We start from the raw sequence: 23,054 nt of genomic DNA, 5'->3' as shown, positions 1-23,054 counted from the left end.
GATTAAAACTTAAACTGATCAATATTAAGTGAAATACCTGACTTTTTATTGAGGGTAAAGCATCAGTACATACCTTAAACTAGCGGAGCAGATATTCTTATTTTAAAGTACGAAGTAATCTTTAAGCTAAATCGCAGAAAGCCAGTCAATTGACTGGCTTTATTTATGCATCATTCAAGCATGAGGATTAAGCTAAACAGTCTTGTTTCGAAACTTGATCAGGGCAACCCAGTGGATTTAAAGCACATTTTAAATCTTCAATTTGTTCATGGGTGACATAGCCTTTAGATTTTAGATAATCTGCAACTCGGTCATCACGTAGACTTAAGAATGCTGCATCATAAACACCTAAATCTACAAATAAAGCAGCTGCTTCTAAGCTATTAAAACGGTCTAGAAACACATCATTGCCATACATTAGGAAAACATGGTCGTAATCCGCATGTGCATCGATTTTTAAACGAGCTGCCAATGTTGTTGGTGAGGTTTTGATAAAAAGCAAATCTGATAATTCATCGAATTGGGTCATATCTAAGATATTTTCGCCGGTTTTTACTTTACCTAACCATGCTTTAAAGACCAGTACCGCACCGCCACGTAGTAACATGCTCCACACTTGATGACGAACTTCATCATTTAAGCATTCGCATTCATCTTCGAGACGTTGAACCAGTTTTTCTTCCTGTTGCGCTAATTTATCAAACAGACCTAAGCCTTGAGGATGATAAGCAACAGGGGTAAATACATCAAATTTTAATTCATCAAATACTTGAAGTGCTAAAGGCACAGCTGCTTGATAAATCGTGTTGAGTGCTTGTATTTGTGTGTCGTGGAGTTTGCTGTGTTTAAACAGATCTTGCCAATCAATTTCAGGCAGGATTGCATTTGCACCATATTGACGATGAAATTGTTGAGCTTGGTGTAGCCCATGTGGAACAGTTTCTGAAATATTCATGGTTAAAAATCCTATTTAAAATTGAATTCAAACGCTGTTTTTGTTTTCCTAAACATGAGCGTAGTTTTGTCTTGAAGTAATTTTTGATTTATCTGAGATGCAATAGGAATACGACTAAAGTTGTAGACAGGGTGAAAAGTAGTTTTTTATTTTTTAAAATCATATAAATAGAAAATTGTAACTAACTATACAAGTGTATATTTACTATTTTGATGTTATTTGCCATAGAAAAGAGGGCTTTGAAGTTTTTAGTCAATAAATGGGTTCGAGTTTTGCTTTTTTTTGAATGCTTTTGCACAAAGCTTAAAAAAAATTGCTATTCCACTTAAAAAATTGCGTTACAAAACCTCTAGAACGCAATGGTCTAGAGGTTGTAAATGTTTCAAAACATTAAAGAAGAACGTGATCAATAAACTGAAAAGGGTTGAACGTAGTGGAAGATTATTTAGAAATCTTCAAGCCAGATAACCATGCACGTAGAGAAGCAGGCTTCAATGGTTTCTTCAACAACACCACGTTGAGGTCTTTAACACGCTCTGGTAATTCAGGATCAGAATCTGCAGTAATCAGTGCTGAAGGAACATTTTCCTGACGGTTTTCGACAATAAAATCTAAGCCAATTTTGCCGTGATTTAAATGCTGATCAACCAACCAGACTTGAATATTTTCTTTTTGAATAATTTCCAACGCTTGTTCAGGTTCAGTGGCTTTAAAGACTTGATAACCCCATTTGGTCAGTAGCGTTGCCATACCCTCCAAAATCGTATCATCATTGTCCAAACATAAGATTTTATAAGCTTTGGCTTTTAATGGTACCGCTTGTACAGGTGATGAAACCACTTTAGGCGCTGCTACCATTGGCACATCAATCATAAAACACGAGCCTTTACCTAGTTCAGAATAAACATGCACAGGATAATCAAGCAAACTGGTCATACGTTGGACGATTGCCAGACCAAGCCCTAGGCCTTGTTCGCCCCATGGCGAGGTATGTCCACAACGCTCAAACTCTTGAAACAGCTTAATGCGTTGTTCTTCTGCAATCCCTGGACCGGTATCCCAGACACCGATACGAATATGATTTGGGCGATTGGAAGCACGTAACACACCAACAATCACACGTCCGCGAGCAGTATAACGCAAGGCATTGCTGACAAAGTTTTGGATGATACGACGGATCCATTGTGGGTCGGTATCAATCCAGAATTGAGCATCATGGACACGCAATTGGATATTACGTTGTGCGGCGATTGATTTAAATTGCAGTTCTAAATCACTTAATAAATCATGCAGTGGATAAGCTTGGCGTTTCGGTTGAATTGAACCACCTTCCAGTCGTGCAATGTCTAAAAGGGCAGACAACATGCTTTCGGCACCATGTAAGGCACGATCAAGTTGTTGTAAGGTTTTACGATCTTCATCCGATTGTACGCTTTGTTCTAAAGCAGTACTGAATAAGCGTGCTGCATGCATCGGTTGAAGTAAATCGTGACTGGCTGCTGCAATAAAGCGGCTTTTTGACATATTGGCTTTGTCGGCTTGCTCACGTGCCAGTTGTTGTTCAGATAAGGCATTTGCAAGCTGTTGGGTACGATCAGACACGCGTGCTTCAAGTACCGCTTCATTTTCACGGAATGCAGTAATGTCTGCAAAGGTCGTAACAAAACCACCACCTTCAATGGGATTACCACGCATTTGAATCACACGGCCATCTTTACGAATCCGTTCAAACTCATGTGCGCTACCAACTTTCATCCAATGAATTCGCTTACGTACATGTTCTTCTACCGAGCCTGGACCACATTCGCCACGCTCTGCGTTATAACGAATCAAATCGGCAATTGGGCAGCCGACATAGACTAAATCTTTTGGATAATCAAACAGCTTTAAATATTGATTGTTCCACGCGACCAAACACATGTTTTCATCAACCACACTCACGCCTTGGGTCATGTGGTCAATCATGGTCATGATAAGATTTTGGTTAAAGCGTTGCCATTGTGACGCTTGGTCGAGAATATTTGCCACTTGGCCCAATGCCAAGCCATTATTGACCATAGCCGTGGTGAGTAATGTCCGTGCAGAGGCTGCCCCGATTGTACCTGCGAGGTATTGTTCAGTGAACCGCCACCACATCCCATTGGCACTGCTATTTTCATTGAGCACCACATTGTTCATGGTACAAAATTGCTGAAAGGCATGGGTTGCTGGGCCTTCACCAGTAATCCGTTTGGCTAGTGCAATCAGATCACCAACTTTAAGTTTAGCGACATCATGGTGTAAATAATTAATATCGGTAGAGGTGTTTTGTGCAGGTAAGGGCTTGGTTTCATAATAGAAAAAGCTTTCTGCCTGTATTTGTTCAGCAATACTAGGACGATAAATACGAGAGACCCAAATATATAAGGTAATGTTTAAGCCAAGTGCCCAGATTACACCATGAGTAAGTGGGGCAAAAGATTCAAAACCAAATAAGGCTTCTGGTCTTAACCATTCAATATTTAAAGGTCCAAACATCAAAAATTGATGTGCAAACTGGCTATATTCAACAGGTAAGCTACGTAAAATCGTTGGCAATAATAAGGTATATGACCAAAGGATAAAGCCTACAACCAAGCCTGCATACACCCCTTGGCGACTTCCACCACGCCAGTATAAACCGCCAATTAAAGCCGGTGAAAATTGTGCAACCGCACTAAAAGCCAATAATCCAAAGGTAGATAATTGGTCAATATCATTAAAGAAGTGGAAGAATAAAAATCCGAGTAACATTACCGCTAAAATACACACACGACGGGTAAATTTAAGTACCTGTGGTAAGCGTTTGTCATGACGAGAAAGAATGCCAAACTTCCATAGAGAAGGCATAATCAAGTCATTACTGAGCATGATGGACAGTGCCACAGAGGAGACTAATAGCATCCCTGTTGATGCTGAAAAACCGCCTAAAAATGCCAATAGAGATAACCAGTCTTGGTTATAACTAATCGGTAATGAGAGTACTGCAACATCAGGAATGGTCAGGTACTTAGGTGCTGCATGCAGTGCCCAACTGGCGATTGGAATAATGGCAATAATGGTCAGAATCAAATATGCCGCAAACCACCTTCTTGCACCACGTATATGTTTTTCATCGCGTAATTCAACCACGGCCACATGGAACTGACGCGGTAAACAGATGATCGCCAATGAAGCGAGTAATGTTTGAACCCAAAAGGTGTCTGGCACACCAAACAGTTGTACTTCATGAAAAGTCTTTTGCACATCCTGTGAGATTTGTACGATATTTTGTGGGTGATCAAAAATAAAGAAAAATGCCACGCAGAGCAGGGCAAATAGTTTTACAAATGATTCAAAAGCAACGGCAAGCATTAAACCGCCATGTTGTTCGGTATTGGCAATTTGTCTTGTGCCAAACATCATGGCCAAGATCGCCAATACAGCGGTAAGACCAAGCACACCATTGGTGGTAGTGGAGACCACTTGGGTATTGTGATCGAGCATGACGGAAGCGCTAAGCGCAATGGCGCGTAATTGTAGTGCTAAGTAAGGAATGATGGCGATTACAGCCAAGATGGTCACTAAGGACGCTAATGTTCCACTTTTACCATAACGTGCTGCGACAAAGTCGGCAATCGAAGAAATCGCATGATGTTGTCGAACGCGACCTAAACGGCGCCAAATGTCATAACCCAGCCAGACAAATAATAAAGGTCCTAAATAAATCGGCAGGAAAATAATCCCCTCACGTACTGCAGCACCTGTTGCTCCATAAAACGTCCAAGAGGAGCAATATACCCCCAATGTTAGACTAAAGAGAAGCATCCTGCCGCGCGTGCTTAATCGACTCGCATGCTTCTCACCAAAGAAGGCACAAACGAATAGAATGAGGATGTAAAGGGCCAGAACCCCTATAATTAACCAACTGTTCATAAGGACTACAGTATAAAAAGCTGTGCCTATAATAGCGCATACATGAACTGTCTCGTTTATTTTGCTCAAAATTTAACGACCAAAGTCTAAGTTACGAGAACCCCACAATATTGTTAATTTTGACCATGTAAAAAAAGACTAAAAAAAGCAACCAGCGTTCTGGTCGCTTATCAAGGAGCATGGTTATGGATGAGAGACAGGTAGAGGCGATTCTACAAAATCCAAAATTCAAGGAAATGGTTGCTAAAAAAAGTAAATTAAGCTGGACATTAACTGCAATTATGTTGTTCGTTTATGTTGGATTTATGCTTTTAGTTGGCTATAACAAAGAATTTTTAATGAGTTCATTTAGTGGTGGCATCACCACTTGGGGAATTCCTTTAGGTCTAGGAATTATTGTTTTATCTTTCGTATTGTGTGGTGTGTACTCATATATTGCCAACAATAAATTGGATCAATTGAATGCAGATGCAATGAAAGAAGTCGAAGCAATCGCCCACGAAAAAGGACTGCACTAAGATGAAATGGAACTCTTTAAAGACTAAAGCAGCTCTTGCATCTACTGCACTGCTTTCTACTGTTGCACAAGCAGGCCCAGATTTAGGTGAAGCTCAGCAGCAAGCGACCAACTGGCATGCAATCATTATGTTTGCAATTTTTGTTGGTTTAACCTTATTTATTACTAAATGGGCTGCAAAACAAACCACCAATACTGCAGACTTCTATACCGCTGGTGGTGGTATCTCTGGTTTCCAAAATGGTTTAGCGATTGCAGGTGACTATATGTCTGCTGCATCGTTCTTGGGTATTTCTGCATTGGTGTTTAGCTCAGGCTTTGATGGCTTGCTTTATTCACTGGGTTTCATGGTTGGCTGGCCAATCGTATTGTTCTTGGTTGCTGAGCGCCTACGTAACTTAGGTAAATATAACCTGTCTGACGTGGTTTCGTTCCGTTTAGAAGAAAAACCAGTACGTACACTTGCAGCAATCAGTTCGCTTGTAGTTGTGGCTTTCTATTTGATTGCTCAAATGGTGGGTGCTGGTCAGCTGATCAAACTGTTATTTGGTTTGAACTATAACATCGCAGTTGTGATTGTTGGTCTTCTGATGATGGCTTACGTGATCTTCGGTGGCATGTTGGCAACAACTTGGGTACAGATCATTAAAGCGGTTATGTTACTTTCAGGTGCAACATTCATGGCGTTCATGGTGATGCATTCTGTCGGTTATAGCTTCTCTGAAATGTTCAGACAGTCTATTGATGTATTTGCAAAAGTACATGATGTCAGTCTTGATGATGCAACCAAAATTATGGGACCAGGCAGTTTGGCGAAAAACCCACTCGATGCTTTATCGCTTGGTTTAGCACTCATGTTTGGTACAGCAGGTTTGCCACACATTCTTATGCGTTTCTTTACAGTTAAAGATGCTAAAGAAGCACGTAAATCTGTGGTTGTTGCAACAGGCTTCATTGGTTACTTCTACTTATTAACTTTCATTATCGGTTTCGGTGCGATCCTTTTCGTATCAAACAACCCACAATTTATTGATGTTGCTAAAATGGCTGTGACTGGCAAACTAGAATTAGTTGGCGGTAACAACATGGCAGCGGTACACCTTGCAGATGCAGTGGGTGGCGATCTGTTCATGGGCTTTATTTCAGCAGTTGCATTCGCAACGATTCTTGCGGTAGTTGCAGGTTTGACATTGTCAGGTGCTTCAGCAATTTCACATGACTTGTACGCAAACGTACTGAAAAAAGGTCAAACTACCCCTGAATCTGAATTACGTATGTCGAAGATTGCAACACTTGGTCTTGCGATTTTTGCGATGATTTTAGGTATTTTGTTCGAGAAGCAAAACGTTGCCTTCATGGTGGGTTTAGCATTCTCTGTCGCGGCGTGTGCAAACTTCCCAGTATTGGTTCTTTCAATGTTCTGGAAAGGCTTAACTACACGTGGTGCTGTTGTAGGTGGTGTTGTCGGTCTAGTGACAGCAGTGACTTTAATTATCTTGTCTAAAGCAGTTTGGGTAGACACATTAAAAATCTCTGATACTCCGATCAACTCATTCAATGGTCCTGCAATCTTTGCCATGCCATTAGCATTCATCTGCTGCTGGTTGTTCTCTGTGACAGACAAATCTGCACGTGCAGAAGCAGAGCGCAAAGCATTTGATGCACAGTTTGTACGTTCGCAAACAGGTATTGGTATCTCTGGTGCTTCAGATCACTAAGTGATTTGAGATCAGCCTAAAAAACACCTTCTCGAAGGTGTTTTTTTATGGGTGATGCAAAACCAGAACTCCATCATCCTAGTTCCAGCTTTTAAGCGATATAAAGCTTGTTTGATGCTGATAGATCAGTTGAATGATCATGAAAAATTGAAAGGATTTAAGAAACCCCATGAATATGTTAATTTGAATGTTTAAAAGAACAACAGAATCAGAAAATATGCGTTCAATGATCGAATTTTGGAAAGGTTTTAAACAATTACCGTCAGCATGGTTATTGTTGGTCCAACTGCTTATTTTAGTTTTATCTGTCTATACCAATGCCAGCAGAAGTTATCAAATTTTAACTTGGTTACTCGGTGTCTCTGCATTACTGATTATTGCCAAAGTGATTCGACAAACACCGACATTTACACTGTTGGGCTTAACTTTTGTCACGGGGGCATTTGTACTGTCCTTTCTGATGTTAATTGGCTTTCATTCTGTTACTTTGCAAATCTTTGCACATTCATTTGAAGCAGCCGCTTATTTTTGTGCAGCATATGGCCTAATCCGCTATATGTTTGCAGATCGTTATTTAACCAAAGATGAACTGTTTGCTGCGGGTGCGGTATTTACCCTGATCGCATGGGGATTTGCCTTCTTATACAGTATCTGTCAATTGATGGTTCCACAGAGCTTTCAAAATCCAAATCATGTTGCAGACTACCAATCTTGGCTGGATTTATTGTTCATTAGTTTTAGTCTGCAATCGGCAACAGGATTGTCCGATTTGATTCCTGTTGCGCCTGCTGCGCGGGTGATTTCAATGTTGCAAATGTTCTGTGGCGTGATGTATTTTGCCCTGATCGTCTCACGGATGATTGCCCTGCAATATATTGAAAATAAACCAAAATCATGAACTAATGATCTTGTTACATTTAGTAAATTGTTGAAAATGTTAATTTAAATTATAATGTGGCCTGAATCCAATCGCTGTTCTACAGGATTCGTCTTTTTTCACACCTGTGAATGCCTTTTTTTGACTTTAAAAAGTCTGTCCATTGAGTATAAAAACCTGGGGGAAATATGCCTTCCAAAAAAATCACTTGGTTTGACAATGTCAATCCAAATGTTTTCTTGAGCACTGTTGGAATTATTGCGCTTTTTTTAGCCGTTGTTGTCTTTGCACCAAATGCCTTTGAACTGATTACTCAAAGGATGAACCGCTGGATCACCGATTCATTTAGTTGGTTCTATGTTTTATCTGTCGCAATATTTTTAATTGTGCTGATTTTTATTGCCTTTTCTGACATGGGTAAAATCAAGCTTGGACCTGATCATAGCCAGCCTGAGTATAGTAATGGGTCATGGTTTGCCATGCTATTTACTGCGGGTATGGGGATCGGGTTAATGTTCTTCAGTGTTGCAGAACCTGTCATGCATTATGTCAATCCACCTGCTGGTGATCCACAAACCATTGAATCTGCCCAAGAAGCAATGAGAATTACCTTTTTTCATTGGGGCTTACATGCTTGGGCTATCTATGCGGTTGTGGGTTTAACGCTGGCTTATTTTGCTTTTCGCTATAACTTGCCACTCAAAGTTCGTTCGGGTTTATTTCCGATTATTGGCCAACGAATTCATGGTCCAATCGGAGATGCGGTCGATACTTTTGCCACCATTGGTACCGTATTTGGTGTAGCTACCACGTTAGGATTTGGGGTAACGCAAATTAACTCTGGCTTAAATTATTTATTTGGCTGGGAAAGTAATATTAGCACCCAAATCTTTTTGATTATTGTGGTGAGTACGCTGGCTTCATTGTCGGTTTTCCTTGGATTAGATAAGGGAATCAAACGACTTTCTGAACTGAATCTAATTTTAGCCTTGGTATTACTGGGCTTTGTATTCCTTGCCAGTTCCAGTATTTATATCCTGCAAGCAACCATTCAAAACGCTGGGCAGTATATTTCGAATTTATTTAGCATGACCTTTAATTTATATGCTTATCAATCGAATGGCTGGATTGGGGGTTGGACCATTATGTATTGGGCATGGTGGATTTCTTGGTCACCATTTGTCGGTATGTTTATTGCGCGTGTTTCAAAAGGTCGAACCATTCGAGAGTTTATTGTCGGTGTACTGCTTATTCCGACAGGCTTTACCTTGATCTGGATGGGATTTATTGGCAATGCTGCCTTGTTTAGTATTATGGAACAAGGGCAGACGGGGCTGATTTCTGCGGTACAAAAAGATTCATCAGTTGCATTGTTTGAGTTTTTAACCCACCTGCCTTTTTCAGGTGTGTTTAGTCTTATTGCGACACTGCTGGTGGTGTTGTTCTTTGTTACCTCTGCGGATTCTGGTGCATTGGTGACCGATTATCTCACTGCGAAAACAGAAAATTCGCCGATATGGCAACGCTTGTTCTGGACCGTTTTAATGGCGGTCTTGTCGATCATTCTATTAATGGTTGGTGGGCTAGGCGCACTACAATCGGCCACCATGATGAGTGCCTTACCATTCACCTTTATTATGCTGTTGTTGTGTTGGGGCTTAGTCAAAGCATTGCGCTTAGATGTCACCAAAATGCAGGCTTTACAAGTGGCAAGAATCACGCCGAGAGCTGTGCAAAACCCACGTAGTTGGCAGCAACGTTTGGGCTTAATCATGCACTATCCGCATACGTTAGCTGAAGTACAACATTATATTCAGGTTGATGTGATTAAGGCTTTTGAAAGTATTCGTTTTGAGTTTAAACGCCGTGATTTAAATGTGGTGATTAAAGAAACCGAAGACGGTGTTCAACTGAGTGTGGATCATCATGATGAGTTCAATTTTATCTATAAAGTCATTGCACGCAAAATGGTTGCGCCAAGCTTTATGATGAATGAAGAACATCAGGAAACCGATGATTTTTATCAAGCAGAAATATTTTTAAGAGAAGGTGGTCAAAACTATGATGTGATGGAGTGGACGCAAGAAGACTTGATTCAAGACATCATTGACCAATATGAACGCCATCTACATTTCTTAAATGTACTGAGAAACTAAGTTGTTTATTTAAAAAACAAAGGCAATAAAAAAGGACTCGTATGAGTCCTTTTTTGATTCAATTTCTAAGCAACTTAGAAACGGAATTTAGCGTTTAAGCCAACAGTTTGCGTATCACCAACATACGAAATTGCATGGCCTTTATTGTTTTCGTAGTTTGCATTTACGTAGCTTGCACCAACTGCAATCGCAGGAGTGATGAAGTAGTTTACGTTTGCACCCCAAGCTGAATCAGGCGTACCTTCGTAGCTAGATGCTGCGTAAGAAGCACCAACGCTTAATTGTGGGTTCAAATAGAAATCAGTTTTGAACTGGTATGCAGTCGCATCACCATAGATGATGCCTGATTCAAACGCTAAAGACATATTTGTACCGTCAATACCGCCAACGTATTTAGCACGTGCAGTGATTGCGTCTTGGTCTTCACCAATTGTTGCAGCTTCAGCAGTCGCTTTAGCAACGCCGTTACCCATAACATTGAATGCATCTAAAGCAACTTGGTCAGCAACGTTAGTATAACCAACAGCAACTAAGAAGTTTTGAGTAGGAAGAGCACCCACTTCTAATGCAAAACGATCGCCTTGATCATTTGGCAAGCCATTTTTACCGTCAAGAATTGTGTGGCTATAAGAAGCACTTGCGTATGCAGGTACATATGGAGTAGGAACATAAAGTTCAGCTTTAGCGCCGTAGTTATGTGCAACTACACCAGCGTCTAATTCGCCATAGTTATATGCTAAAGAAACATTTGATGCTTGGTTTAAGAACGCTGCTTCAGCCAATGGACCTTTTGAAGAGTCAACATTTTTGAGGTAGTAAGTACCTTGCAAACCGCCAGTGAAATCTTTGTCATTTTCAGTTGTATCGATATACTCTGATTGACCTTGAATTTCAAATTGGTATGCTTGAGCGCCGGTCATGGCTAATAATAAAGCAGTGGCTAAACCGAGTTTTTTCATAATCTTTTCCAATAGGAGAAATTGGTGAAACAGACGGCATTGTATTGTAACAAGATATTAAGTCAATGACGTTTAAGGCCACTGTTTACAAAGTAGATACATGAAATTTACATTGTTTAAAAAACGTACATTTAAACAGCTTTACGTCAACCTAGAAAAAAACTTAATTAGAACAACAGACTAAATTCAGACTAAAGTTTTATTTCATATAAAACAGATATCAAATTGTTAAATTAATACATTCATTTTATTGTTTATTTGTGTTTTTTGATCGATATTACCGATGGTTGTTTTGCGATCAATGTCAAGAAAATGTCATTAAATTCTGCTTATTTTTAGAATTAATTTGTGATTTTATAATCATTTCATGTGAATATTGTTGTTTTATTCTCAATTATTCATAAAAACGATAATTCATTTATATCCGATCAATTTAATAGGTTTTACAAAGTAAAAGATATTTTGAATAATGAGTCAATAAAGTTCATTCATTTTAAATGAATTTTTTGAGATTTTGAGTTTATATGCCCAGCTTTCCCCAAGGTTGGGCTTTTTTTTATTTAAAAATTCAAAGCAAATCGCATTAAACAGACAATAAAAGTATTGCACCAATATGTAGCATAATTAAGCAAAAGATGAATTGTGTTGGCATGATTTTTGCCAAAAAAATCCCAATTTTCAAAGAAAACTGGGATTTTTCGCCAAAATCTGGAGCAAATCAATAAATTCTGCTGAGGAATATTAATAAATTGCCCTAATGAAGTGCATTATGCACCAATATATTGCACCTGTAAATATTTTCTTACATTCAATTTAAAAAATAATTCATGGGCTCATCTACACTATTTCAGATTGAGTCAATGCCTAAGTAAAGTTTATGAGTAATTACCGATTTAAATCTAAAATAAAAAGCAGTGTATTGATCATTCTGAGTAGTGTGGCATTTTCAGGTTGTGTTTCTAATGCCAATTTGCATGATCCAGCATCATCACAAAGAACAAGTGAAATCCCGTTGTTGTTTAATTATGCGCAAACTCAAGCCGTCTTTGTGACTTATGATGGAACTCAATTTAAACGTTATGGGAATGATTTAAACAGAGCCAAGACTGCGTATATTCCAGCCTCTACTTTTAAAATGTTGAATGCCTTAATTGGTTTGCAACATGCGAAAGCGACGAATACAGAAGTATTTAAGTGGAATGGAGAAAAAAGATCTTTTCCTGCATGGGAAAAAGATATGACCTTGGCACAAGCAATGCAGGCTTCAGCCGTACCTGTATATCAGGAGTTGGCACGACGTATTGGCTTGGATTTGATGAGTAAAGAAGTCAAGCGTGTTGGTTTTGGCAATACACAAATTGGTCAACAGGTAGATAATTTCTGGCTGGTCGGCCCATTGAAAATTACCCCAGAGCAAGAAGCTAAATTTGCTTATCAATTGGCAAAGAAAACATTGGCTTTTGATGATGCTGTACAGCAACAAGTTAAAGATATGCTCTATGTCGAAAGACGGGGTGATTCCAAGCTTTATGCCAAAAGTGGATGGGGAATGGATGTGGAGCCACAAGTGGGTTGGTATACGGGATGGGTGGAACAGCCGAATGGTCAGATCACCGCTTTTGCTTTAAATATGCAAATGCAGACAGGGGATGATCCTGCTGAACGCAAGCAACTGACATTAAGTATCTTGGATAAATTAGGCTTATTCTTTTATTTGAGATAAATGCAGTAGATAAAAAAATGCCCAGTTTATTGGGGGAAACTGGGCAATAAAAAAGGTATATTTTCAAATCATGAGAATTTCTATCTAAGTCCAATTTTATGCAAATTCTATTTATATGTAAAATGTGAATTTTGAATATTACTCATCTATAAAAACGATAATATAAAGGCGTTGAACGCTGTAGATTAAACTTGATTATGTGGAGTAGTTTATGTGTATATATTCTATAATATAAACAAAATTTCTTTAGCTTTATTGCGATATAACTTCCCACAGGACCATGGTGATGGTGCATGAACTCAGATCAGAACAAATAAGCACGCGTTTGCTTATCCTCATGTCAGTCATCATTTTGTCTGTTTTGTTGATTGCTGTTCCACAAATCATCAGTAATTATCGAGAGTATAGCCGAGCAAATCGAGCTTTAGTCAATATTCAAGCCTTGCAAGTTTTTGCTGAAACATCCAATAAAATTTCACGGGAAAGAGCGCCAACAAATAAAGCAATGTCGAGCACGACAGCAAATTTTCCAGACAGAATAAAAGAATTACAGGACTATCGTAAGGACGTAGATCAGCAGATTAATTTAACCGTCGAGACCTTAAACAAGGCGGGGTTTACCAGTTTGGCGGATCAAGTTGATGTTCAGTTAAGACATGATTTGAACATCGCCCGCAAACAAGTCGATGCTTATTTAGCCTTACCATTAAAAGAACGTAATTCAGTGCAAATGGATCAAGTGATTCAGGGAATGTTTCGGGCTTGGGACAGTTGTAGAGCCATGTTGCAGCAATTAATTAACCATTCAAAAAAGAATAATAGCGATGTGACGGATTATGCTTCAATTGTGCTGATATTGGCTGATTTACGAGATCAATCTGGACGAGTTGCGTCTAACATCATGGCACCCCTGAGCTTTTCCGAACCACTGCCTGAATATAACAAAGCACGCTCATTACAAACGCAAGAACAGGTTAAATATTTATGGCGTTTGATGGATACCATGCAAATAGAGTCTTTAAAAACGCCAGAGTATCTTTATTTATATGGTCAGGTGAAAACTCAATTTATTGACCAAGGCTTACCCATCGTAAATCGTTTGGTGCAAGAGAGTAGAAATCAGCAGCCTTATTTTTTAACGGCAAACCAACTGACAGATGCAATCGTGGATAAGTTTACCACGGTGGTAAATTTACAAAAATATTTACTAGAAACTCATGCCTTAAGTGCACGTCATCGAATGGAATCGGAGCAACGTCAATTTTTTATCACGCTATTTATTTCTCTTTTGTCATTGTCGGTCGCAGTTTTTACGATGTTATATACACGTAAAAAGTTATTTGAACCCTTGATATATGCAAGAAATATGATTTTGGAACTATCACAAGTACAAGAACGTGATTATTTAGGGGATGCTTCGATACAAACCAAAGAGGTGCATACCCTAACTGATGCGCTTGATAAATTAAAAGAAATGCTTAAGCAACGTGATGCTTTTGAATTTCAATTACAAAATAGCGCCAACACTGACAGTTTAACCGGTGTTTCAAATCGATTGGCTTTAGATGTTTATTTAAAAAATATTGCGACACAAACGGAGCGGTTTCAAGAGTTGACCTTGATCATGGTGGATATTGATAATTTTAAATATGTGAATGATCGCTTTGGACATATTTTAGGTGATTCGGTTATTGTTGAAATTGCTCGATGTTTAAAAGCAAATATTGCGCAATCTGATTTGATTGTACGTTTTGGTGGCGATGAATTTTTGATTTTGATTGATCGTATTCAATGGGATTGGGCGTTGCAAATTTCTGAAAGCATTTTGGCTGATGTCTCACGGTTAAATTTTAACAGTTCTATGTCTAACGAACAGCTCAATGTTTCTGTCAGTATTGGCGTGGCAACAGGGGCTGAAAGTTGGGAAGCCTTATTTAATCGGGCAGATGCATCGTTATTTAAGGCCAAAGCACAAGGTCGAAATAAAGTCGTGGGATGATCGACTGGGAATCTTGATGATGATTAACCTATCAGAAAATATTGATTGATCATCAGCATTCAATGATAAGAATATTGAATTATTTTGCAGTGACTTTACGTAACTCAGCATACAATTGATTTAAAAATCGTTGCTGTTCTGCATTGTCTTGAAAGTAACGTTGATACAGCACACTACAGCTTTCTACATCAACAATATTATTGAGATTAAATGACCAATCCTCTGTATTTTTAATACCAATCCCCAGATCATCACCACAACGTTGCCATTGTTTGGAGAAGCCAGAGTTTTGATTGGCAGCAAGCTGCTTAAATTCTGCTTTAAGGCTAAAGCCGCGCATTTCTGAGTTGGTGAATTTGTTGATTGCACTGATTGGTACACCACCCCAAGTGATGGTTTTTCCACTCGGCATTGAGATGCTTTGCAGTTTACTTTCATTCATTAACTGACTTTGTCTGCCGGTTTTAAAGCGCTGTTTTTCGTAGGTCAAAGTAGAGCCAACAGGAAGCTGTATTTTTTTAATCAGTAAGGGCTGGGTGGTGATAAAATAAGGATTGTCGGGTCTGCCATTACCACCCGCAATGTTTATACTACAACTGATGAGTAAACAGATACTTGGGACTAAAAAACATAAGTAAAGAAGCTTCATAAGGAAAATATCCTGTGCTATGCATTGATCTTGCCTTGTTTAAATTAGAAATGCAAAATTTGCTCAGCAAATCCTCAAATTAAGCCAATGATTATTGGAATATATAAGAGAAAAGCGCGAATCTGAGTTTTATAAAAATTATATGAGCTATTAAATTTCAAGATTAGATGATTAATCTCCCCCCCCTAAGCCCTATGGGATAAAGAGAGAAACTCCCTCCTTATTTAAAGGAGGGAGGGGAAGATGCAGGGAATTACTTCAACAACGGCTTTAAGAATTTCGCTGTATGTGAAACTTTGGATTTCACCACCTGTTCTGGGGTACCTTCCGCAATAATCTGACCACCACCTGCGCCACCTTCAGGGCCTAAATCAATCACCCAGTCCGCCGTCTTAATTACATCGAGATTATGCTCAATCACCACAATGGTATTGCCCTTATTGCGTAGTTCATGAAGAATATCGAGCAGTTTGGCAATATCATGGAAATGCAAACCAGTGGTTGGCTCATCCAGTACATACAAGGTTTTACCTGTATCGCGTTTTGCCAGCTCACGCGCCAGTTTGACCCGTTGTGCTTCACCACCAGATAGCGTTGTTGCAGACTGACCTAAGCGGATATAGCCTAACCCGACTTGGTTTAAGGTTTCCAAACGACGGTGAATCACAGGGATTGCATCAAAGAAATGCATCGCATCTTCGACGGTCATTTCCAATACGTCAGAAATATTCTTGCCTTTATAACCAACTTCTAAGGTTTCACGGTTATAACGCTGACCATGACAGTTATCACAAGGCACGTACATATCGGGTAAGAAGTGCATGGCAACTTTGATCATACCATCCCCCTCACACACCTCACAGCGCCCGCCTTTGACGTTAAACGAGAAACGACCTGCAGCATAACCACGGGCTTTAGCTTCAGGGGTTTGCGCAAACAATTCACGAATCGGGGTAAACAAACCAGTATACGTCGCTGGGTTAGAACGTGGAGTACGCCCAATCGGACTTTGGTCAATGTCTACCACTTTATCAAGGAACTGTAAGCCATCAATCGAATCAAACTTTTCAGCAGTTAAGGTGGTTGCACCATTTAATTGCGTTGCTGCAAGTGGTAACAGGGTACGGTTAATTAAGGTGGATTTACCTGAACCTGAAACACCTGTCACACAAGTCATTACACCTAAAGGAATCGTCAAATCAACATTTTGTAAGTTATGCCCTGATGCACCCATCAGTTTAATTTGTTCTTCAGGCTTAGGCGGTTTAACTCGCTCTTTGGGTACTGCAATTTTTAACTTACCAGAGAGGTATTTTCCTGTTAGAGAGTTCTCGTTGGCTGCAAGTTCATCATAGGTTCCTTCGGCAATGATATGACCGCCATGTACACCAGCCCCCGGACCGATATCAATAATATGGTCGGCTGCACGGATTGCATCTTCATCATGCTCAACCACTAAAACGGTATTGCCCAGATCACGCAAACGAACCAGTGTTTCCAATAAACGATCATTATCACGTTGGTGTAAACCAATGGATGGCTCATCTAGAACGTACATCACCCCCATTAGACCAGCACCAATTTGTGAGGCTAGGCGGATACGTTGTGCTTCACCACCTGAAAGTGTTTCAGCAGAACGAGACAGGCTTAAATAATTTAAACCGACTGATACCAGAAAGTGCAAACGCTCGCGAATTTCTTTAAAAATTTTATCAGCAATTTCACCTTTGGCACCTTCAAGATTTAAATCTTGATAGTAGCTTTCAGCATCACCAATCGACATTTTGGTAATTTGGGCAATGGTTTTGTCTTTAACACGGACATGACGTGAAATTTCATTTAAACGTGAGCCGCCACAAGCATCACAAGCGGCATTGGATAAGTACTGCGCCAGATCATCACGGACATAATTAGATTCAGTTTCACGATAACGACGCTCTAAATGAGGCAAAATACCTTCAAAAGGTTGTACCCGATTGTGTTTACGACCACGCTCATCGATATAGCTAAGATCAACTTTTTCTTTGCCTGTACCGTAAAGAAATTTCTTTTTCGTATCAGCGTCGAGTTCATTCCAAGGCGTGTCTAACGAAAACCCAAAATGATCTGCAACTTTCTGAATCATGCTGTAATAGTATGGACGTTGTCTGTCCCAGCCACGGATTGCACCTTGGCTGATAGAAACATCTGGGCTTGGAATCAGTTTTTCAGCACTGAAATGACTACGGGTACCTAAACCGTCGCAGACAGGGCAGGCACCAAATGGGTTATTGAACGAGAACAGACGTGGCTCTAGTTCAGCAACAGCACGGTCACATTCAGGGCAGGAATGTTTTGCTGAAAAGACACGGTCAGGATGTTCACCACCCATCCACGATAAAATCGCCAGATCACTGCCTAAACGTAAGGCAGTTTCAAAGCTTTCGGCAATTCGGTTACCTAAGTCATCACGGACTTTAAAACGGTCAACCACAACTTCAATGGTGTGTTTTTTCTTTTTATCGAGTTCTGGTGGTGTATCGATATCAATCACTTCACCATCCACGCGCGCGCGGACAAAACCTTGGCTCTGTAATTGCTCAAACAGGTTGCTGTATTCACCTTTACGCTCACGAACAACTGGTGCAAGGAGCATCAATGCTGTGCCTTCCTCCAGTCCTTTCACTGCATCGACCATTTCAGAAACAGTCTGTGCAACCATCGGCAAGTCGTGCTCTGGGCAGTAAGGTGTGCCAACACGTGCATACAGTAAACGTAAATAGTCGTAGATTTCAGTAATGGTTCCCACGGTTGAACGGGGGTTATGGCTGGTGGACTTCTGTTCGATCGCAATCGCAGGGCTTAAACCTTCAATTGAATCAACTTCAGGCTTTTCCATTTGTGAAAGAAACTGACGTGCATACGCAGATAAAGATTCGACATAACGGCGTTGACCCTCAGCATATAAGGTATCGAAAGCCAGAGATGATTTCCCTGAGCCTGAGAGTCCTGTGATGACCACAAACTTGTCACGTGGAATATCGAGTGACACATTTTTTAAATTATGGGTACGTGCGCCTCGAATACGGATATGACTTTGACTCATAAAAGCTTTCTCGAAATTATGCGAATTAAAGGGGTATATGATAGCGATTTAATTTTGTTCAAGCTGTAAAAAATAGTTTTTAAACGACAAATTGTGTCATGTAACTGACCATTTAAAACTGTGATGGAGTTTGAGTTTTTCAATAAAATAATAATATTCATATGTTTATGATAATTTTCAGGGTCGCATTCAGCTAATTTAAAATCAAAGCTATAATTTATTTAAAATAAGTTATTGAAGAAAAATGAGATATGCAGTCAGCTTTTGATGCTGTGTTGATTTCTGAGTACTTATTGCGATATTGCATAGGGTAGAACGAATAAACCAGATCAGCTTTAAGATTGGTCCTGTGATGCAATCAATAACCACTTATCTAAAAAAGAGAATTGTTAGACAAAGGTTCTGTGATTAACCATTGTTTTTATTATAAAATGTGTGATATCTATCGCACTTGTGGAGGGCTCGAAAATGAATATACGAAAAATTATATCAGTTATTTGTTTTGCATTTTCTTGCAATGTCTTGGCAGGCGAGACTTCACAAGTTTTATTTGATCAAGTGTTAAATTTAAAACCCAATCAATTGTACGAATTAGAATTAGAAGATGTACAAGCGGGGGATCAGATTTGGACGGCGGTTTATTTGGTTGGACGACAAAATTATCCGGGACTTACTGCAAAAGTTGAGTTTGTCATGGACAATCAAGGCCTGTTAAATAAAGCCAATCCCAGTGAGCATGCTGTATATCAAACACTGATTGCAGAAAATTTGACGCAAACCAATCAATATTCATTTAAGCAATTCAAAGGCTTAAACACATTCATTGAAGATACTTCAGAACAGCTGATTACAGATCCGATATTGGAAAAAACAGATAGCATTCGTATTTATAGTCAAGTGAATGACTGGATCCCTGAATACAACACTTATGAACCCACCAAAGTGAAATTTGGCATTCAAAATCCTTTGGATTTTGACATTGTTGCGGCTTATGTTTTGGTGGGCAAAGGTGAAAAGCCTGCTGAACTCAGTGAATTAAATTTTAAAAATATTCCAGCCTCTTATGTCTTCCCTTTGCCTCCAGTACCAGCCGATTTTACTCAAGCTGAAGTGAATAAATCTGAGACGCACTTGAGTAGAAGTGAGCTAAAATTTATCTTTTTTATTGTGATGGCGATTGTTATGGGTTTGGTTGCGTTTATTAACCGAGGCAAATTAAAACGCGCTTTTTAAAGCTTTAACTTATAGCGCATTAAATTTCTAATATTTTAGATTTCAAATTTACACGCTTGGCGTAAACTCTTGCACTGATCATGTGTTCGAGTAATTTTAGATGTTGTCTTTATTTTTGAAATGTATTCTGGGTGCAGCAGTGGTTTTGCTGATTTCAATCCTTTCAAAAAGTAAGGCATTTTATATTGCAGGTTTAGTCCCACTTTTTCCAACATTTGCATTGATTGCACATGTGATTGTGGCGCAGGAAAAAGGTGCTGAAGCCTTAAAGCAAACAGCCTTATTCGGGCTGTGGTCGTTGATACCGTATTTCATTTATTTGTTCACAGTCTATTTACTGGCAACTAAGCTTTCGATGTGGTCTTGTTTAGGGATTGCAACGTTATGCTGGATTGTGGCTGCTGCGGTTTTGATTTATGCATGGCAATTGTTTCAGAATGGATCGGTTTTATGATTTATTGAATCAATAAAAAGAGTTGCAACGAATACTTTTGAGTGGATTGTAAAGTTAATGAGCCTTTGATCAAGGCTCATTTTTAGGGATGAATTTTAATAATGAGATATTTAAACAATAAACTGTTTAGGACTTTCTAGGTTCTTAATGGCATTGTAAATTTGATCTGCATGATTACACACAATCAGTTTTGCCCGATGTTGAGGCGGTAAAAAACCTTCAATAACAGCATGGTCTAATTGCGCAATCAAATGGTCATAGAAACCATTGACGTTATATAACATCATCGGTTTTTGATGTTGATTCAATTGTCCCCATGTCGCGACTTCTAAAATTTCTTCAAAGGTACCAAAACCACCAGGTAGAGCGACAAAAGCACTCGCGCGTTCAGCCATCATAGCCTTACGTTCATGCATGTTTTGTACAATATGTAATTCTGTTAATTGGTTATGGGCAATTTCATAATCCAACATAAATTCGGGAATAACACCAACGACATCACCGCCATGTTCCGTGACCGTATCTGCAACTTGTCCCATTAAGCCAATACTTGCGCCACCATAGACGATCCCAAAACCTTGTTCTGCGATGCCTTGGGCAAGTTGGATGGCTTTTTCTCGATAGGTGGGGTTATTTCCAGGTCGGGAGCCACAATAGAGCGCGATTAAACATTGTGTGGCTTTATGTTGTTGTTGATCTAATTCGAAAGGTTTATTCATCATTACAGGCAATACACTATTCATAATTTATTTTTTCACCTTAACTTATCATGTTCTTATACATTTCTACTACTTTAAGTAAGAAATGTGACAAAAACATGTTGTGTTATCGGCGCTTTTGCAATGATTTGTATCACTTTGATTTTGTATTTAATTTTAGATAAATCAGTAAAAATCCTGATAAATGAGATGAAATTCCTATCTGGATTGCCTATAATTAACGCTTATTTATCAACAAATGAATCATCATGGGTAGTGGTTGTAGTCGCTCCGAAAATGCACAATCTTTAGACAAAATAATAGTTCAAAATACACTAAAGTTTTCTTCTCAATTCCGAAATTTACAGTTCTCAGATGCTGAAAATAGCTATTGCACATTTTCAATGGAGCAAGATCAATGATACTTGAGTGGATGTCTGATCCTTCTGCATGGGTTGGTCTTGCAACTTTAGTTGTTTTAGAAATCGTTTTGGGTATTGATAACCTTGTATTTATTGCAATTTTGGCAGAAAAACTTCCGCCTGAACAACGTGATAAAGCAAGGATTATTGGGCTTTTACTAGCCCTCTGTATGCGAATGGTGTTACTGGCATCCATTGCATGGGTGGTGACATTAACCGAACCATTATTCCATCTCTTTGAGCATGCTTTTTCTGGGCGTGATCTGATCTTGCTGTTTGGTGGTGTGTTCTTATTGTTTAAAGGCACAATGGAACTACATGAACGCCTTGAAGGTGGTCAGGATCTTAAAGAAGAAAATCCTGTTCATGCAGTATTTTGGATGGTCATTGTCCAAATTGTTGTTTTAGATGCAGTATTCTCCCTAGACAGTGTGATCACCGCGGTGGGAATGGTGAAAGAACTTTCAGTGATGATGATCGCTGTGGTGATTGCCGTAGCTATTATGCTGTGGGCATCAAAAGCCTTGATGGACTTTGTCAATAAGCACCCAACAGTCGTGATTCTATGTCTTGGCTTTTTGATGATGATTGGTTTTTCATTGATCGTCGAAGGTTTTGGTTATCACATTCCAAAAGGTTATTTATATGCAGCGATTGGTTTCTCGGTACTGATCGAATTTATGAACCAAACCATGCGTAAAAACCAAGAGAAAATGGTGACAACGACCGACTTACGTTTCCGTACAGCTTCTGCGGTATTGAAAATGCTAGGCGGAAAAAGTGCCGATAGTCAAAATGGTAAAGCGGATGATGTGATCGCAACACAAGCACTGGCAGATGAAATTTTTGATGATGAAAATGGTGCTTACCATAGTGTTATGGTTCAAGGGGTCTTGGGACTATCAGAACGTCCAGTAAAATCGGTCATGACACCGCGCCCTGAACTAGAATGGTTAGATTTGGGTGAAGACGAAGCCAGCATTAAAGAAAATTTGATGGCAATGTCACATTCACGTTTAATTTTGGCACATGGTGAATTGGATAATATTGCGGGTATTGTTTTAACCCATAAAGTTTTAAATGATTATATCGAAACGGGTGTTTTAAATTTTGAAAAACACTTACGCGAGCCTGTGATTGTGCATGAAAATGCGCAAGTGTTGATGGTGATGGAACAACTTCGTCAGGCACCCTTACAAATGGCGATTGTACTAAATGAATATGGGTCAATTGAAGGGATTGCAACGCCGATTGATGTTCTTGAAGCAATCGCAGGCGAGTTCCCTGATGAAGATGAACTAGAAGCTGCTGCGGAAAGTCTTGAAGATGGTTCGTTGATCCTTGAAGGTTCAACCGATATTCGTCATGTTTCTTTGCTGTTAGGTCGTGATTTAGTCGATGAGTCAGAACAATACTCGACCCTTTCGGGTTATATCCTGTTCCATCTCGGGCGTTTGCCTGAAAATGGTCAAAAGCTTCAAGTCGATGGTTATGAGTTTGAAGTGGTAACGATGGATGGGCATAAGATTGAGAAGGTGCATATTATGGCATTAACAAAATCTAAAGATGCCGAGTCCTAATGGATTTGTTGTAATGAAGCCAGTCGAAAGACTGGCTTCTTTTTATTTTGTTTTTGAAAATAATGATTTAAACCATATCGTTAAAATGATGTCCAG

15 protein-coding genes are annotated in these 23,054 nt (G+C 39.4%); 9 read left to right on the top strand and 6 right to left on the bottom strand.

From position 1 onward, the window contains the following. Window positions 1-187: 187 nt before the first annotated feature. Both ACZ5QH_RS21750 and ACZ5QH_RS21745 read right to left on the bottom strand, forming a co-directional pair. Window positions 188-955, bottom strand: coding sequence for a hypothetical protein (locus ACZ5QH_RS21750; RefSeq protein ID WP_096735339.1), 768 nt, complete (start codon window positions 953-955; stop codon window positions 188-190). Between the two features lie 441 nt (window positions 956-1,396). Then, on the bottom strand, window positions 1,397-4,888 hold the full coding sequence (locus tag ACZ5QH_RS21745) for a PAS domain-containing hybrid sensor histidine kinase/response regulator (RefSeq protein WP_105713782.1): 3,492 nt from the start codon (window positions 4,886-4,888) through the stop codon (window positions 1,397-1,399). Between the two features lie 185 nt (window positions 4,889-5,073). On the opposite strand from ACZ5QH_RS21745, the gene ACZ5QH_RS21740 reads away from it, so the two are divergent. The 4 genes from ACZ5QH_RS21740 to ACZ5QH_RS21725 all read left to right on the top strand — a co-directional run bounded on the left by ACZ5QH_RS21740 (window position 5,074) and on the right by ACZ5QH_RS21725 (window position 10,156). Beyond that, a complete protein-coding gene (locus tag ACZ5QH_RS21740; protein ID WP_004725226.1) occupies window positions 5,074-5,406 on the top strand; it encodes a DUF485 domain-containing protein in 333 nt (110 codons plus the stop codon). Between the two features lies 1 nt (window position 5,407). Further along, window positions 5,408-7,123 (top strand): cation acetate symporter, encoded by a 1,716-nt coding sequence (locus ACZ5QH_RS21735; protein ID WP_004816490.1) that lies wholly within the window; start codon window positions 5,408-5,410, stop codon window positions 7,121-7,123. A 217-nt stretch (window positions 7,124-7,340) separates the two neighbouring features. After that, entirely contained in the window at window positions 7,341-8,021 is a 681-nt protein-coding gene (locus tag ACZ5QH_RS21730; protein ID WP_105713783.1) for an ion channel, read from the top strand. Between the two features lie 167 nt (window positions 8,022-8,188). Beyond that, complete coding sequence (locus ACZ5QH_RS21725) at window positions 8,189-10,156, top strand: BCCT family transporter (RefSeq protein WP_056517627.1); 1,968 nt, start codon at window positions 8,189-8,191, stop codon at window positions 10,154-10,156. A gap of 74 nt (window positions 10,157-10,230) precedes the next feature. Here the strand turns inward: ACZ5QH_RS21725 and omp33-36 are convergent, their stop codons facing one another. Continuing rightward, entirely contained in the window at window positions 10,231-11,115 is an 885-nt protein-coding gene (gene omp33-36, locus ACZ5QH_RS21720; RefSeq protein WP_303576556.1) for a porin Omp33-36, read from the bottom strand. Between the two features lie 877 nt (window positions 11,116-11,992). Here omp33-36 and blaOXA point away from each other — a divergent pair. Next, window positions 11,993-12,838, top strand: coding sequence for an OXA-274 family carbapenem-hydrolyzing class D beta-lactamase (gene blaOXA / locus ACZ5QH_RS21715; RefSeq protein ID WP_303576557.1), 846 nt, complete (start codon window positions 11,993-11,995; stop codon window positions 12,836-12,838). A gap of 286 nt (window positions 12,839-13,124) precedes the next feature. Beyond that, window positions 13,125-14,837: a GGDEF domain-containing protein gene (locus ACZ5QH_RS21710; protein ID WP_034612708.1), complete on the top strand. Its 1,713-nt coding sequence runs from the start codon at window positions 13,125-13,127 to the stop codon at window positions 14,835-14,837. A gap of 79 nt (window positions 14,838-14,916) precedes the next feature. Here the strand turns inward: ACZ5QH_RS21710 and ACZ5QH_RS21705 are convergent, their stop codons facing one another. Continuing rightward, window positions 14,917-15,486: a hypothetical protein gene (locus tag ACZ5QH_RS21705; protein WP_303576559.1), complete on the bottom strand. Its 570-nt coding sequence runs from the start codon at window positions 15,484-15,486 to the stop codon at window positions 14,917-14,919. 253 nt (window positions 15,487-15,739) lie between these two features. Next, window positions 15,740-18,571 (bottom strand): excinuclease ABC subunit UvrA, encoded by a 2,832-nt coding sequence (gene uvrA / locus ACZ5QH_RS21700; RefSeq protein WP_004816511.1) that lies wholly within the window; start codon window positions 18,569-18,571, stop codon window positions 15,740-15,742. 468 nt (window positions 18,572-19,039) lie between these two features. On the opposite strand from uvrA, the gene ACZ5QH_RS21695 reads away from it, so the two are divergent. Together ACZ5QH_RS21695 and ACZ5QH_RS21690 are read left to right on the top strand one after the other, a co-directional pair. Continuing rightward, the gene (locus ACZ5QH_RS21695; protein ID WP_303576560.1) at window positions 19,040-19,804 is read left to right on the top strand and encodes a hypothetical protein; all 765 of its coding nucleotides are present in this window, start codon (window positions 19,040-19,042) and stop codon (window positions 19,802-19,804) included. A 100-nt stretch (window positions 19,805-19,904) separates the two neighbouring features. Continuing rightward, the gene (locus ACZ5QH_RS21690; protein ID WP_034612698.1) at window positions 19,905-20,258 is read left to right on the top strand and encodes a GlpM family protein; all 354 of its coding nucleotides are present in this window, start codon (window positions 19,905-19,907) and stop codon (window positions 20,256-20,258) included. A 110-nt stretch (window positions 20,259-20,368) separates the two neighbouring features. Here ACZ5QH_RS21690 and ACZ5QH_RS21685 read toward each other — a convergent pair whose 3' ends face one another. Then, the gene (locus ACZ5QH_RS21685; RefSeq protein WP_004816519.1) at window positions 20,369-21,001 is read right to left on the bottom strand and encodes an LOG family protein; all 633 of its coding nucleotides are present in this window, start codon (window positions 20,999-21,001) and stop codon (window positions 20,369-20,371) included. Between the two features lie 373 nt (window positions 21,002-21,374). On the opposite strand from ACZ5QH_RS21685, the gene ACZ5QH_RS21680 reads away from it, so the two are divergent. Further along, window positions 21,375-22,958 carry a TerC family protein gene (locus ACZ5QH_RS21680; RefSeq protein WP_303576561.1) on the top strand — a complete coding sequence of 528 codons (1,584 nt, stop codon included), beginning with the start codon at window positions 21,375-21,377 and terminating at the stop codon, window positions 22,956-22,958. Window positions 22,959-23,054: the final 96 nt, after the last annotated feature.

It is taken from the genome of Acinetobacter sp. Ac8 (genome assembly GCF_055392545.1).
The sequence above is the reverse complement of the archived record's forward strand: the minus strand, read 5'-3'. Positions and strand labels throughout refer to the sequence as shown.

Excerpts from the sequence above, each read along its gene's own strand:
- ACZ5QH_RS21750 (WP_096735339.1), bottom strand. The coding sequence starts at position 955 with ATGAATATTTCAGAAACTGTTCCACATGGGCTACACCAAGCTCAACAA.
- ACZ5QH_RS21745 (WP_105713782.1), bottom strand. The coding sequence starts at position 4,888 with ATGAACAGTTGGTTAATTATAGGGGTTCTGGCCCTTTACATCCTCATT.
- ACZ5QH_RS21740 (WP_004725226.1), top strand. The coding sequence starts at position 5,074 with ATGGATGAGAGACAGGTAGAGGCGATTCTACAAAATCCAAAATTCAAG.
- ACZ5QH_RS21735 (WP_004816490.1), top strand. The coding sequence starts at position 5,408 with ATGAAATGGAACTCTTTAAAGACTAAAGCAGCTCTTGCATCTACTGCA.
- ACZ5QH_RS21730 (WP_105713783.1), top strand. The coding sequence starts at position 7,341 with ATGCGTTCAATGATCGAATTTTGGAAAGGTTTTAAACAATTACCGTCA.
- ACZ5QH_RS21725 (WP_056517627.1), top strand. The coding sequence starts at position 8,189 with ATGCCTTCCAAAAAAATCACTTGGTTTGACAATGTCAATCCAAATGTT.
- omp33-36 (WP_303576556.1), bottom strand. The coding sequence starts at position 11,115 with ATGAAAAAACTCGGTTTAGCCACTGCTTTATTATTAGCCATGACCGGC.
- blaOXA (WP_303576557.1), top strand. The coding sequence starts at position 11,993 with ATGAGTAATTACCGATTTAAATCTAAAATAAAAAGCAGTGTATTGATC.
- ACZ5QH_RS21710 (WP_034612708.1), top strand. The coding sequence starts at position 13,125 with ATGGTGCATGAACTCAGATCAGAACAAATAAGCACGCGTTTGCTTATC.
- ACZ5QH_RS21705 (WP_303576559.1), bottom strand. The coding sequence starts at position 15,486 with ATGAAGCTTCTTTACTTATGTTTTTTAGTCCCAAGTATCTGTTTACTC.
- uvrA (WP_004816511.1), bottom strand. The coding sequence starts at position 18,571 with ATGAGTCAAAGTCATATCCGTATTCGAGGCGCACGTACCCATAATTTA.
- ACZ5QH_RS21695 (WP_303576560.1), top strand. The coding sequence starts at position 19,040 with ATGAATATACGAAAAATTATATCAGTTATTTGTTTTGCATTTTCTTGC.
- ACZ5QH_RS21690 (WP_034612698.1), top strand. The coding sequence starts at position 19,905 with ATGTTGTCTTTATTTTTGAAATGTATTCTGGGTGCAGCAGTGGTTTTG.
- ACZ5QH_RS21685 (WP_004816519.1), bottom strand. The coding sequence starts at position 21,001 with ATGAATAGTGTATTGCCTGTAATGATGAATAAACCTTTCGAATTAGAT.
- ACZ5QH_RS21680 (WP_303576561.1), top strand. The coding sequence starts at position 21,375 with ATGATACTTGAGTGGATGTCTGATCCTTCTGCATGGGTTGGTCTTGCA.